Here is a 13,243-nt window from a genome sequence, read left to right on the forward strand (position 1 = left end):
GAAGTCTGAAAATAATTCAATAAGTTTATTATACCGCACGGGGGAAGGTAGATTCCAGAAAGGGGATGCTATAATGGTAAATATAGTTAAGGAGGGGTGATATGCGCTTTGACACCATCGAACAATTAAAAAAAGAGCTGGACGCAGTTCGGCCATTGCCGGCGGCGGCGGTCAAAAATTTGGACGAGGCATATCGATAGAATGGACGTACAACTCGAATGCGATTGAAGGCAGTTGGCCGCGGAGTTCCATTTTCGTTTTGTGTACATACATCCTTTTAAGGAAGGAAACGGACGGACGGCACGGCTGCTGATGAATTTGATCTTAATGAAATCCGGTTATCCGCCGGCTGTCGTTAAAGCCGAAAACGCGGATCGGATAAGGTATTATGACGCTCTGGAAACGGCCGGCGTTGACGGTGACCTGGAACCTTTTGTGGAGTTGATCGCCGGCTGCGTGGAGGACAGCTTGCGCAGATATATCGGTACGGTGAAATAACCGCATTAGGACCACTGCAAATAGGGGGAATATCATGAGAACGGAAGACCAAATTAAGCGCAAACTCTATGAATTAAAACAACTGTCGGCTAAAAGAACCAATGACCCTGTTGTACAAGCCCAGATTGAGATGCTGGAATGGGTGCTGAACCAGCCGATCGAGAAATATCACGTTTAAAACCTGACTTTTTGAACACGAACTTTAAATAAAAATTTGGTATAATAAATTGGGCATGATAAATTTGGCATAATATAGAATGATTGGCACATGTTAAAACCGAATATGAACAAAAACCACGTAAGGAGCGATCGCAATGGCAAACATCGTTTTTATCTCGCCGGGCAAATACATTCAGGGCGCAGGAGCGCTCAAGGAACTGGGCAAACACATTAAAGAGCTGGGCCGTAAACCGCTGATCATCGCCGATGAGGTGGTTTGGGGCATTACCGGGGACGTGATCAAGCAAAGCTTGTCCGCGGAGGGAAAGGAATTTCATTTCGTTTCTTTTAACGGCGAAGCTTCTTCCAATGAAGTAAACCGCATCGCCCAGGAGGGGCGGTCGCAATCCGTCGATTTCGTCATCGGCGTCGGCGGGGGCAAAACGCTGGACACGGCCAAGGCCGTTTCCGACGAACTGAAATCCAAAGTGGTGATCGTTCCGACCACGGCGTCGACCGATGCGCCCACAAGCGCTTTGTCCGTAATCTATAGCGATGCAGGCGTATTCGAGTCCTACCGGTTTTACCATAAAAATCCCGACTTGGTTCTGGTCGATACCGCCGTTGTGGCAAAAGCGCCCGCCCGCCTGTTCGCTTCGGGGATCGCCGACGCGATGGCAACTTGGATTGAAGTGCGCGCCACGGTAAAAAGCAACGGTACCGCCATGTCCGGCGGTAAAACGAGCATTGCCGCGCAAGCGATTGCCCAAGCCTGTGAAGAAACGCTGTTCAAGTACGGAATTCCCGCTTATCAAGCTGTGCAAAAAGGGCTGGTCACCCGGCATGTGGAGGCGGTTGTCGAAGCGAACACCCTGCTGTCCGGCCTCGGTTTCGAAAGCGGCGGTTTGGCGGCGGCCCACGCGATCCACAACGGATTTACGGTGTTGTCCGGCGATATCCATCACTTAACCCACGGCGAAAAAGTAGCCTACGGCACGTTGGTTCAATTGATGCTGGAACTGCATCCTGAGGCGGAGATCATCAAGTATATTGACTTTTACCAGGAACTGGGGCTTCCGACAACCTTGAAGGAACTGCACCTGGAACATGTGACTTTTGAGGAACTGCTTAAAGTGGGCCAAGCCGCCACGCAGCCAAATGAAACGATGGTGAATCTGTCGAACGAAATCACGGCCGAGCAAGTAGCCAACGCCATCTTGGCGGTTGATGTGTTGAGCAAGCAGGTGGGTTCGGCTTAAACCGATCGGTTCAGCGTTATATCGCAGGGCGAAATCAGCCGGAGAAAATCCAAAAAGCGGAAGTGCATGCAACTCGTGCGCTTTCGCTTTTTCTTTGTACTTTAGTTACTTTGTTCTAATTTTCAATAGTTAACTTTTTGTAACTTATTCCGGAAAAATAAGCACTATTTTTTTGAAACTTCAGTCTTATCAAGGTCATAAAAGTTACAAAATTTTAAGTTATAAAGTCCTACAATAAAACGGTTACTTATATTATTTTCCAGATATGTGAATAGGCATTCCATTTTTTAGGTAGTGCATTCAGCGAATTTTTAGCTTAACGTTTTATTTAAGCATGCAAGGGCGGCGGTTCAAGCCGAGAGTACGCACCAGAAAATGATGGCATTCGTCGGTCGGCAGATAGGACGCTCCCAAACACGCCCGGGATGAGAAGCGTTACTAAATCTTATTTTTCACGTGTGAGCAATTTGTATTAAGCGTTTGAACACGTAATTTGCCCAAAGCATGTCAGCTCCATCGGTTGCTCCGCCTGCGTACATACCGTTAAGAGACGGAGAGGAGCTAGGGCAACCGACGAAAAAATTTGCAGCATCCGATTATGCATTAGGAGGAGAACAACCAGTGAAAAAACATCACAAATGCTGTTTCGTATGATGCTCGCTGCAGTGATCGCTTCGGCCGCAATCATTTCGCCGTTCGGCACGGTCAAAGCGGCCGGGACAAATGCCGAACAGCCTTGGTTCGACACGTCCAAATCCCCTGAGGAAAGGACCGAGCTGCTGCTTCGGGAAATGAAGCTTGAGGAGAAGATCGATTTTGTAACGGGGGACGTTAACAACAACTACGGCTTTTACAATGCCCCGATTGAACGCTTGGGAATCCCCGCGTTGACCATGGCCGACGGTCCAACCGGCGTCCGTGTAGCGAACTCCGAAATTCAGGGTAAAAAATCAACGGCTTTTCCGACGCCGATCGCGCTGTCAGCCACCTGGAATACGGAAACGGCAGCGCGCTACGGAGATCTGGTCGGCAATGAGGCGTATAATACGACTCATAACGTCTTGCTTGGACCGGGTTTCGATATCGCACGGCTGCCTTGGGGCTCCCGCAATTTTGAATCGCTGGGTGAAGATCCGCTGTTGCAATCGAAGCTTGGAGTCGAATATGTGAAAAATGTCCAGAAGTATCCGGTGATTGCCACCGCTAAGCAATTATTTGCTGAACAATCAGGAGACGGACCGGTTTGCGGTCGATACACGGGCAAGCGAACGGGCGATCATGGAAATTTACTCGCGTCCGTTTGCAGCTGCGGTTCAAGAAGCCGACCTTGGTTCCGCCATGTGCTCCTTTAATCGGATCAACGGTGTCTTCGCCTGCGAAAATGAGACGGCGTTGACGAAAATTCTCAAAGAACGCCTTGGCTTTAAAGGGTTTATAATGAGCGACTACGGTGCCAATCTAAGCACGGCGGAGTCGGCGCTGGCCGGTCTCGACCTAGAAACGCCGGGCAAACCTTATGGCGAATGGGGAGACAAGCTGCTGGCTGCCGTTAAGAACGGCCGGGTCGGAGAAGATGTAATCGACGGAATGGCCCGAAGAATCTTAGTACAGATGTTTGATAAAGGATTGTTCGATAAGCCGGCCGTGAATGTGCAGATCCCTGCCAAGGAACATGGTCAGGCAGCGCTGGAAATGGCCGAGGAAGGTATGGTGCTGCTCCAAAACAAAGACAACGTGCTTCCGCTGAATGCGGACAAGCTGGACTCCATCGCCGTCATCGGCCCGGACGCGGACAGCTACGCGACGGTCGGCGGCAGTTCCTTGGTCCAGCCGACGTATACCGTAAGCCCGCTTGAAGCGATCCGGGAGCAGGCCGGAAAAGGGGTTCAAGTGGAGTATGCGCCGGGAACCGACCCGATTTCCACGGGCGATATCGTTAACGGACCGTCCGCGGTGCCTGCTTCCATGCTGTTCCCGGATAGCGGCAAGTCGTCCGCTTACGGGTCATCCGCAAAATCGGGGCTGTACGGGGAATACTGGACCAACAACAAAATGGAGGGCGAGCCGTCGCTTACCCGCACGGACCGCCAAGTCAATATGAATCTCGGCTTTTATAACTATGATGGGCTTAATGGACAATCCCAGAAACTGACGAAGCTGCCCAACGAATATAACGGTATGATGTCGGCCCGTTGGACGGGCACCATCGCCGCGCCGAAAACCGGCGAGTACACATTGTCCATTACGAGCATCGGCTCCGGCAAGCTGTATTTTGACGGCGAGCTGCTGATCGACAACAAAGGCGAAAAGGTGGAAACAAGCAAAGCCAAGGTGAACCTTGCCGCCGGAGAAAAACACGATGTCCGCATCGAATACCGTACGGATTGGCCGGACAACCTGGATTCCGATTTCGGCGGACTGATCCGGTTCGGATGGGAGCCGCCCGCCGGAGCCGTCGACTTGACGATGCAGAAGGCGGTTGATCTCGCCAAGCGTTCCGATGTCGCCATCGTTGTGGTTCGCACTTATGAGAGCGAAGGGTATATCGACCGTTCCGATTTGGAGCTGCCGAACAACCAGGATCAGTTGATTGCCGAGGTGGCCGCCGCCAATCCGAACACCATCGTCATTTCGATGAGCGGCCGAGCGGTCGAAATGGACACCTGGCGGCAGGACGTTAAAGGCATCCTGCAAGCGTGGTATGCCGGACAGGAGCAAGGCCATGCCATCGCCAATATTTTGTTCGGCAAAGTCAATCCTTCCGGCAAGCTGCCGGTGACTTTCCCGGTGGACGATGAACACACGCCGGTGTCGACCGAGCAGCAGTTCCCGGGCATCGACAGTAAGGCCGATTACAGTGAAGGCGTGATGGTTGGTTATCGCGGGTACGAATATAACGGAATCAAGCCGGCGTTTGCCTTCGGACATGGCTTGTCGTATACGAATTTTGAGTACCGCAACGCGAAAGTGAAGGTAAGCGGCAATAAAGACGACCGTAAAATCAAGGTGTCGTTGAACTTACGCAATACCGGCAAGGTAGCTGGGGCGGAAGTGGTGCAAGTCTACACCGGCAAGTTGCCGGCCGCAGTTGAAATGGCGCCGAAACAACTGGCCGGATGGGCCAAGGTCGAGCTTCAGCCGGGCAAACAGAAGCGGGTGGAGATTGAGTTGGATCCCAAAGCGCTGTCTTATTGGGACGAGCAGTCGGGCGAATGGGTGATGCCGCAAGGCAAAGTTCCGATTTATATCGGCAGCTCTTCCGAGGACATTCGCTTGAATACCAGCGTGATGGTTGGAAGCCCGTCGGGGAAATAACATCTTGTTGTACGCCCGTCATCCGCTTAAGGACGGAATAAACCGCATAGCAGAAGGAGCCGCAGTACTTCGCTTCGGCTCTTTCTGTCTATAAGTCAAGAGAAAGGGGGAGACGCTTATCCGCTACCGGGTTGTTTTGGTTTTTATCGCGTGCCTTGCCGTCCTGCTGTGCCTGCAGTTGTCCCGCACTGGCTTTCCGGCCGGGGAACTGACCGCGGAATCCTGGCTTACCACTCCCGACCGGAAAAATCTGTTGACACCCCAGCCGGTATCGGTCTTCAGCGGGACAGACAAGCCCGCCGACACAGTTATCGAAGTGGATGCCGGCCGGCAGTATCAGACGATTGAAGGTTTTGGCGCGGCCGTTACCGGTTCAAGCGCTTATTTGATCGGCGGGAAGCTGTCCGCTTCGCAGCGGGAGGGGCTTTTGGACGATTTGTTTACGGAAGACGGAATTCGGCTCAGCTACGTTCGCCATACGATCGGCGCTTCCGATTTTTCGGTGGATGAATCAGGCAAGCCGAGCAGTTACACCTATGACGATGTTCCTCCGGGAGAATCGGATTTTGAATTGAACAACTTCTCTGTTCGGCGGGACGCCCGGGTCATCGGCCTACTGCGGGAAATCATCCATAAAAATCAGCAAATCAAGGTTCTCGGCACCCCCTGGACCGCTCCGCCCTGGATGAAATACGGGGAAAACGTATATAACGGCTGGTATTTGAATTATACCGACGAGCGGGTTTATCGCGCCTATGCCGACTATTTCGTCAAATATATTCAGGCATACGAAGCGGCGGGCGTTCCGATCAATGCAATTACGGTGCAAAATGAACCCGAATTCACCACTCCGGATTATCCGAGCATGAGCATGGGGGCGGAGGAGCAGGCGAAGTTTATCGGCGGCTACCTCGGCCCGGCCCTTGAGCAGAGCGGGCTGGGCACCAAAATTATCGCCTTCGATCACAACTGGGATCTCGGTGAATCGTATGCGCGAACCGTGCTGGGCGACGGGGAGGCGAACAAGTACACGGAGGGGACGGCTTATCACTGTTACAGCGGCGAGCCGGATGTCATGACCCAAATCCATGACGCGTTCCCGGACAAGGCGGTCTATTTTACGGAATGCAGCGGCGGGAGCTGGAGCAAGGATTTCGGGAATAACCTGAGCTGGCTGATGTCCAAGCTGCTCATCGGCGCCACCCGCAACTGGGCGGAGACAGTTCTGCTCTGGAACTTGGCCCTAGATCCGGAAGGCGGCCCGGTAAACGGAGGCTGCGCGGATTGCCGCGGCGTCGTGACCATCGACCCGGAGAATGGGGCGGTCACCCGGAATGCGGAATATTACGCGCTGGGCCATGCCAGCAAATTCGTAGGTCCCGGAGCGGTCCGGATCGATTCCTCGCCGGCCGAAGCGGACATCGAGAACGTGGCGTTCCGCAACGCGGACGGCACGATCGTATTGATCGCCGCCAATACCGGCGAGACGCCGCACACCGTCAAGGTGGTCTGGAAATCGCGTTCATTCGTCTACTCGCTGCCCTCACATTCAGCGGTCACGTTCAGGTGGCCGGGCTAAGATTTAAGAAATAGGTTTTTAAACCGGCCGACGGAAAAATATCATAATTCATCCGGCCAGAGCTCGCTCCGGCCGGAAATGTGCTATCTTCCTTGTCTATTTATCCAAGAAATAGACGCTTAGGTCTCATATATTGTGAGGGGAATGACCACTTTATATGAGGGAGTTGAGTTTAATGGCAGTAAGTCCAAGTCCGCTTTGCCGTAAGTTTGCGGCAATCCTTGGTGCAACACCTCAAGTTATTAACGGCGTCTGCACCGCATCGAGAGTCCGTAATAATATTAAACCTATTATTCTGGGCAAGCGAAGCAGATCGTTTCTGGCGATCCCCCAAGCATTCTCTTTCGAGAGCATCGGTAAAGACGGACGCGCTCTTTGTCTCGGAGAAACCGTGATCCTGACCGCTGAAATCAATCCGTTTATCACCCGTCTTAGAAAGCATAATATAAAGGTAACGGCCTTGCATAACCACTGGCTTTTTGATAAACCCAACCTTTGGTATATTCATTTTGAAAAGAAAGAGAAACCCTTGGTATTTGCCAAAGAAGTTCGCAATGCGTTGGACGTTTTGACAACCCGGATTGTAACACCGTAAGGAATACCGACGTTGCTTAGCTGCCATATAAAAAGTCCTCAAACCCGTTGGATCGGTTTGAGGACTTTGTCATTTTACGGACCTTTGCCGCGGCGCAATCGGGCGGTCTCTATCGATCATTCTCATCCACGGACACGATCAGTTGATCGACCGTAATTTCCAAAGCATTGCAAATCTGCTCCAGCGTGCGGATATAGACTCTGTCCACGGAATCGGAACAAAGATGGTTGATGGTCGCAATCCGCATATTCATCGACAGGGCGAATTGTCTTTGCGAAATATTCCGTTCGGCGAGAATTTCCCGTAAGCGAATACGAATTTTCATAGTTCCTCCATTACCTTCAAGAGTAAACGCAATTATTATAGCATAGTTCGGAAAAAAGTGTATTGAACTATACCCTTAAGAGTAGTATATTGGTAACAGGAATTTTACTCTTAAGAGTAATAAATTTTGGGAGGTGAAATCCATAGCTAAGAAAATAGGGCGTCCTTTTTCGGAAAATCCGAAAGAAATCGGTCTTACGGTGCGGCTTGATAAGAGGCATAATGATATCCTCGAACGCTATGCAGCAAAGCATAAGGTGACTAGAAACGAGGCTATGAGACGGGGCATCGAGAAACTGGACGACCATGCATAAGAAAGGGAAGTGGCTCACTCCCACAAAAGAATTCGCCACTTCCGCCACGCAGTTGCCTGATCGACAGACTGCACCCTAAATTTAACATGTGTATGTCTTTCTTTCAAGGCGCCGCGACCCACTACGAAAGGAAGATGAAAATGAAAAGCATGCTGGAAGCCTTATACTGCGGTGAAATCCACCCGGAGGCAACGATTGTCCCTGCAGATCCCGAGTACCGAGCCGTAAATCGAAAACTATCCGAGGCCATACAAATGTGGAAAGAGAAGCTTTCGCCTAATGAGTTTAAGCAGCTTGAGGTTATGCTGGATTTTCGTCTCGAATCGGAATCGTTATTGGCTGCAGCTTCTTTTGTGAACGGCTTTCAACTGGGGACGCTGATGATGATCGATGTGTATTCGGCTAAGGATGGGCTTGGGTTGTAGTGTAGATAACGATCGTTAGATACGCCGAGATTGCACCGACGTAAGTCCGAGTGAAGTCCATGGGAAATCCTTAGAAAGTCCGTGCTTAGCCGTAATTATATAACTAGTCTGAAGTATCCATCTCCTCACGTTACCCCGCAAGCGAACGAAGTGCAAAAGTGCAGTTCATTCGGCCCCAATCAGGCCATTTATACGGGTTCAAATGCAAAAGTGCAGGCGATTTTTGCCATTTTGATCAAACTTGTCTCCAAACCTCATTTTCAACTGCACTTTTGCATTTCATTGGGCAAATTTACCGATTTTAGCTTATTTCAACTGCACATTTGCATTTGGGGCGGCCGTGGCGTGGGAACCACTGGTATTTGGGGCGGCCGGGGAGCTGGAACCACGGGGCATTTGGAGCTTTTTGAGCTGAATCTTCTGATATAATAGAGTTGCTTAGACGAAAATAGAAACCGACGAGGTATAAATATACTAGGATCGTGTTTTGGTCATAGAACAGAAAGGATGGTCGGAAGCTGATGAAAATTTTTCACACGGCGGACTGGCATCTGGGGAAACTGGTGCAGGGCGTATATATGACGGAGGATCAGCGGCACGTATTGCAGCAGTTTGTAAAAGACATTGAAGCGGAGCGGCCGGATGCGGTAATCATTGCGGGCGACTTGTACGACCGGGCGGTTCCGCCGACGGAGGCCGTGCAATTGCTGGACGATGTGCTGGAGAGCATCGTGCTGCGGCTCAAGGTGCCGGTGCTGGCGGTGGCCGGGAATCACGACAGCCCGACGCGGCTGGACTTCGGCCATCGCATCATGAGGGCGTCGGGATTACATATTGCGGGGGTGCTGTCCTCCCAGTTTGAACCGGTGGTGCTTCGCGACGAGCATGGGGAGGTTCATTTCCATCTCGTCCCTTATACCGAACCCGGCAAAGTGCGGCAGACGTTCGGCGAGCAGGAAGTCCGCACCCATGATGACGCGATGCGGGTCATTACGGACGCGATCAAACGGACGATGGATCCGGGCGCGAGACATGTATTGGTCGGACATGCCTTCGTGACGCCGCACGGGGAGCCGGAAGCGAACACCAGCGATTCGGAGCGGCCGCTGGCGATTGGCGGGGCCGAGCATGTGAGCGCCCGGCATTTTGCCGGATTTCATTATACGGCGCTGGGGCATTTGCATCAGGCGCATCATGTCGCTAATGAAACGGTCCGTTATGCCGGTTCGCCGCTAAAATATTCGATTTCCGAGGAGCATCACCGGAAAGGATATTTGGTCGTCGAGGTGGACGGCGCGGGGCTGGCGCGGGTGGAGCAGCGGCCGCTTGTCCCAAGGCGCGATATGCGCACGGTGGAAGGGCTGATCGCCGATATCGAGCGCCATCCCGTCAACGAAGATTACGTGTTTGTGCGTCTGCTGGACGAGGCGCTGGTGCTGTCCCCGATGGAACGGGTGCGCTCGGTGTATCCGAACGCCATGCATGTGGAGCGGAAACAGGCGATCCGCAGCCTGACGGGAGATCTGCAGGAAACCCAGGGCCGCGCGCAGATGGACGGGTATTCTTTGTTCAGGGCTTTTTATCAGGAAGTTACGGGCGACGAGCCGTCCGCGGAAACGGAACGGCTGTTTGCCGAGACGCTGCAGGAAATCGTCTTGAAGGAAGGGGAACGGGATGAAGCCATTGAAGCTGACGATGACGGCGTTCGGGCCGTATAAAGATACGGAAGTCATCGATTTCTCCGAGCTGGAGGAACATCGCCTGTTTGTGGTTTCCGGGAATACCGGGGCAGGCAAAACCTCGATTTTCGACGCGATCTGTTTTGCCTTGTACGGCAGCGCCAGCGGCGAAGACCGGAATGACAGCAAGATGCTGCGCAGCCACTTCGCGGACGATCAGGTATACACCTCGGTGGACTACGAATTCGAGCTAAAAGGGCACGTATACCGGGTGTTCCGGCAGCTTGCCCACGTTAAAGCGGGCAACAAGGTGGCGACGGGCGACCGGTACGAGCTGTATGAATTGGCGCATGGAGAAGAGATCCCTCTGACCGACCGTCAGATTGTTTCGCAAATCGACCAAAAAATCCGCGAGCTCATCGGCTTGACCAAAGAGCAGTTCATCCAGATCGTTATGCTGCCGCAGGGCGAATTCCGCAAGCTGCTGACGTCGGAGACGGAGAATAAAGAGGAGATTTTGCGGCGGATTTTCAAGACCGGACTGTACAAGCTCGTCGCCGACCACCTCAACGAAAAGCGCAAGGAAATGCAGCAAATTTGCCACAGTCTGCAAAAGACGCGGGATTTGTACATAGAGCAGGTCAAAAGCGCTTTGGGCGGGCGCGAAGGCTCCGCGCTCCATACCGTTTTTCGGCAGGAATATTACAATACCCATCAGGTGCTCGAGGCGCTGGATCAAGAGATCGCCTATTACGCCGGACAGACCAACGAGAAAAAGCAACAGCTCGAGCGGGAAGCGGCCGAGCATCAGCGGCAAACGGCGTTATATCATCAGGCCAAAAGCATCAACGAGCAGTTTGATCTTCTCGAGCAGAAAGCCTTAGCCGGGAAGCAGCTGGCCGAGGAGGAGCCGGAATACCGGGAAAAAGCGGCGCGCCTTAAGCGGGCGGAGCAGGCCGTGCATTTGCAGGTGTATGAACGGCATGATGCGGAAGCGGCGGACGATTTGGCGCGAAAAGAAAAGCTGCTGGAAGCGGCCCAGGCCCAAAACGAGACGGCCAAGCGGCTGCTGGAGACGGCGGCGGCCCGGTATGCCGAGGAAGAAGGCAGGAAGGAAGATAGGGAGCAGGCTTTGCGCGACCTTGACCGGCTGCAGGGCTTTCTGCCGACGGTCAAAGAGCTTGACGCCAAGCGGCAGCTTGTCGCCGTGCTCGCCGCGGAAGCCGAGAAGCTGTCCAAGCAGGCGGAGCAAGTTCAGCGCGAGTTAGAGCTGCTAAGGACGGAGCGGTCCGCCAAGGGGGGCCGGGTCAAAGAAATCGAAGAGCGGGTGGCCTTTTTGCCGGATAAATCCGCGAGATTGGCTATTCTTAGGCAGCAGGCCCAGATCGTGCAAGAGTATTTGAAGCTGTCCGAAAAAGCGAAAAAAGAGCGGGAAACCGAGCAGGCGGCGAAGGCGGCTTACGAACATGCCAACGAGCTGTATACGGCGCTGGAGGAGCGTTGGATGGAAGGGCAGGCGGGTTTACTCGCCGCTCTTCTGCAGGACGGCGAAGCCTGCCCGGTGTGCGGCAGCGTTCATCATCCCCAGAAGGCGGCAGCTTCGGGAGATGCGCCGGACAAAGCAGCGCTCGACCGGCTGCGCCGCGACAAAGCGGATGCCGAAAAAGCCTACCTGCAAGCGCAGGCGGAACTCGCCGCAACGCGGCGGCAAATGGACGAGCGGCTGCAGGAGGTGCGGGAGCATGGATTTGATCCCGCTGACATCCGCCCTGTTTATGACGAACTGGTGAAGGAAGGGAAAGCGTTGGCCGCCGAGGAAAAAGCGCTCAAGGAACAGCACGCCGGGCTGTTGGAGCTGCGCAAGGAGCTGGAAGCTCTGGATCAGCGGTTGGAGGAGCTGCGGTTGCGAAAAGAGCGGGCCGACCATGCCAGCCAGGAGCAGAAGACAAGTTATGCGCGGGAGAAGGCGCTGTTCGATCAGGCGCTGGCGGCCTTGCCCGAGGATGCGCGCAGCTTGAATCAGCTGGAAGAGCGGATTCGGCAGGCGGAGCAGCGGAAGACTTTACTGGAGGCGGCCTGGCATGAAGCGCAGCAGCGCTACCAGGAAGCGAACGGGCAGAGCATCAAAGCCGGGGAAAACCTGAGCCACGCGGAGAGCCAGCTTGCGGACGCCCGGGCTCAGCGGGAGAAGGCCCGGCAAAGTTATGCCCAAGCTTTAACTCAGGCCGGCTTCGCCGCGGAGGAAGAGTATAAAGCCGTAAAAATGGCGGATGCCGAACGCCAGGCGCTGAAAGAGCAAATCGAAGCCTATAACGCCGCCGTGGCCGCCAACCGGGCCCAGCTTGAGGAAATGAAGGCGCAATTGGCCGACAAGAAGCGGCAGGACCTGGCCTCCATGGAACTGCGGCTGCAAGAGCTGGAGCGGCAAGTGGAGACGTTGCGGAAGGAGTGTCTGCTGGCCGAAACCCAGTGCAAAAAAGCGGAGGAAAGCAAGCAGGACATTGTGCGCGCGGAGCAAACGTGGCAGGAAGCCGAACGGGAGCATGGGCTGGTCAAAGGACTGTATGACGTCGTGCGCGGGGAGAACAGCAAAAAAATCTCGTTCGAGCGTTATTTGCAAATTGAATTTTTGGTCAAAATCATCCACCATGCCAACGAGCGGTTGGCCCGGATGTCCGGCGGCCAATTTTATCTCGTCCGCAGCGATCGGATGGAGAAACGCGGGAAACAGAGCGGCCTCGGACTCGACGTGTACGACAATTACACGGGCCAGCTTCGCGATGTCAAGACGTTGTCCGGCGGGGAAAAATTCAACGCCTCGCTGTGCCTCGCGCTCGGCTTGGCCGACGTGATTCAGGCCTACGAAGGCGGAATTTCGCTGGAAACGATGTTCATCGACGAAGGCTTTGGCTCGTTGGACGAAGAATCGCTCAACAAGGCGATCGAAACGCTGATCGACCTGCAGCAATCCGGGCGCATCATCGGCGTCATCTCGCATGTGCAGGAACTGAAGCAGGCGATCCCGGCCATTCTCGAGGTCAAGAAAACGAAAGAAGGCCACAGCCACACGCGTTTTGTGCTGACCTGATTTGCGGT

At 53.7% G+C, this 13,243-nt stretch carries 11 protein-coding genes; 10 read left to right on the forward strand and 1 reads right to left on the reverse strand.

Going from position 1 to position 13,243, the window contains the following annotated elements:
* The first annotated feature begins 261 nt into the window (after nucleotides 1-261).
* The 7 genes from NYE69_RS09310 (at nucleotide 262) to NYE69_RS09340 (ending at nucleotide 7,405) form a co-directional block, all read left to right on the forward strand.
* Nucleotides 262-498 (forward strand): Fic family protein, encoded by a 237-nt coding sequence (locus NYE69_RS09310; RefSeq protein WP_340925929.1) that lies wholly within the window; start codon nucleotides 262-264, stop codon nucleotides 496-498.
* A gap of 34 nt (nucleotides 499-532) precedes the next feature.
* Nucleotides 533-676, forward strand: a complete 144-nt coding sequence (locus tag NYE69_RS09315) for a hypothetical protein (protein ID WP_340925930.1) — start codon at nucleotides 533-535, stop codon at nucleotides 674-676.
* A gap of 136 nt (nucleotides 677-812) precedes the next feature.
* Complete coding sequence (locus NYE69_RS09320; RefSeq protein WP_340925931.1) at nucleotides 813-1,916, forward strand: glycerol dehydrogenase; 1,104 nt, start codon at nucleotides 813-815, stop codon at nucleotides 1,914-1,916.
* Nucleotides 1,917-2,554: 638 nt separating this feature from the next.
* On the forward strand, nucleotides 2,555-3,268 hold the full coding sequence (locus NYE69_RS09325; RefSeq protein WP_340925932.1) for a glycoside hydrolase family 3 N-terminal domain-containing protein: 714 nt from the start codon (nucleotides 2,555-2,557) through the stop codon (nucleotides 3,266-3,268).
* The gene (locus NYE69_RS09330; RefSeq protein ID WP_340930331.1) at nucleotides 3,195-5,231 is read left to right on the forward strand and encodes a beta-glucosidase; all 2,037 of its coding nucleotides are present in this window, start codon (nucleotides 3,195-3,197) and stop codon (nucleotides 5,229-5,231) included. The genes NYE69_RS09325 and NYE69_RS09330 overlap by 74 nt, the downstream gene beginning before the upstream one ends.
* 136 nt (nucleotides 5,232-5,367) lie before the next feature.
* Nucleotides 5,368-6,810, forward strand: coding sequence for a glycoside hydrolase family 30 protein (locus NYE69_RS09335; RefSeq protein WP_445744763.1), 1,443 nt, complete (start codon nucleotides 5,368-5,370; stop codon nucleotides 6,808-6,810).
* A 175-nt stretch (nucleotides 6,811-6,985) separates the two neighbouring features.
* Nucleotides 6,986-7,405: a DUF1259 domain-containing protein gene (locus tag NYE69_RS09340; RefSeq protein ID WP_340925933.1), complete on the forward strand. Its 420-nt coding sequence runs from the start codon at nucleotides 6,986-6,988 to the stop codon at nucleotides 7,403-7,405.
* Nucleotides 7,406-7,514: 109 nt separating this feature from the next.
* On the opposite strand, the gene NYE69_RS09345 is transcribed toward NYE69_RS09340, so the two are convergent.
* Complete coding sequence (locus NYE69_RS09345; protein WP_036625643.1) at nucleotides 7,515-7,730, reverse strand: helix-turn-helix domain-containing protein; 216 nt, start codon at nucleotides 7,728-7,730, stop codon at nucleotides 7,515-7,517.
* Nucleotides 7,731-8,183: 453 nt separating this feature from the next.
* Here NYE69_RS09345 and NYE69_RS09350 point away from each other — a divergent pair, with 453 nt between their 5' ends.
* The 3 genes from NYE69_RS09350 (at nucleotide 8,184) to NYE69_RS09360 (ending at nucleotide 13,235) form a co-directional block, all read left to right on the forward strand.
* On the forward strand, nucleotides 8,184-8,468 hold the full coding sequence (locus NYE69_RS09350; protein WP_340925934.1) for a DUF6809 family protein: 285 nt from the start codon (nucleotides 8,184-8,186) through the stop codon (nucleotides 8,466-8,468).
* Nucleotides 8,469-8,989: 521 nt separating this feature from the next.
* The gene (locus tag NYE69_RS09355) at nucleotides 8,990-10,186 is read left to right on the forward strand and encodes an exonuclease SbcCD subunit D (protein ID WP_340925935.1); all 1,197 of its coding nucleotides are present in this window, start codon (nucleotides 8,990-8,992) and stop codon (nucleotides 10,184-10,186) included.
* Entirely contained in the window at nucleotides 10,143-13,235 is a 3,093-nt protein-coding gene (locus tag NYE69_RS09360) for an AAA family ATPase (protein ID WP_340925936.1), read from the forward strand. Before NYE69_RS09355 ends, NYE69_RS09360 begins: the two co-directional genes overlap by 44 nt.
* Nucleotides 13,236-13,243 lie beyond the last annotated feature (8 nt).

The organism is Paenibacillus sp. FSL R5-0527, assembly GCF_038008055.1.
GTDB classification, from domain to species: domain Bacteria; phylum Bacillota; class Bacilli; order Paenibacillales; family Paenibacillaceae; genus Fontibacillus; species Fontibacillus macerans.

Coding starts and splice junctions, on each gene's coding strand:
- NYE69_RS09315 (WP_340925930.1), top strand. CDS start 533: ATGAGAACGGAAGACCAAATTAAGCGCAAACTCTATGAATTAAAACAA.
- NYE69_RS09320 (WP_340925931.1), top strand. CDS start 813: ATGGCAAACATCGTTTTTATCTCGCCGGGCAAATACATTCAGGGCGCA.
- NYE69_RS09325 (WP_340925932.1), top strand. CDS start 2,555: ATGCTGTTTCGTATGATGCTCGCTGCAGTGATCGCTTCGGCCGCAATC.
- NYE69_RS09330 (WP_340930331.1), top strand. CDS start 3,195: ATGGAAATTTACTCGCGTCCGTTTGCAGCTGCGGTTCAAGAAGCCGAC.
- NYE69_RS09340 (WP_340925933.1), top strand. CDS start 6,986: ATGGCAGTAAGTCCAAGTCCGCTTTGCCGTAAGTTTGCGGCAATCCTT.
- NYE69_RS09345 (WP_036625643.1), bottom strand. CDS start 7,730: ATGAAAATTCGTATTCGCTTACGGGAAATTCTCGCCGAACGGAATATT.
- NYE69_RS09350 (WP_340925934.1), top strand. CDS start 8,184: ATGAAAAGCATGCTGGAAGCCTTATACTGCGGTGAAATCCACCCGGAG.
- NYE69_RS09355 (WP_340925935.1), top strand. CDS start 8,990: ATGAAAATTTTTCACACGGCGGACTGGCATCTGGGGAAACTGGTGCAG.
- NYE69_RS09360 (WP_340925936.1), top strand. CDS start 10,143: ATGAAGCCATTGAAGCTGACGATGACGGCGTTCGGGCCGTATAAAGAT.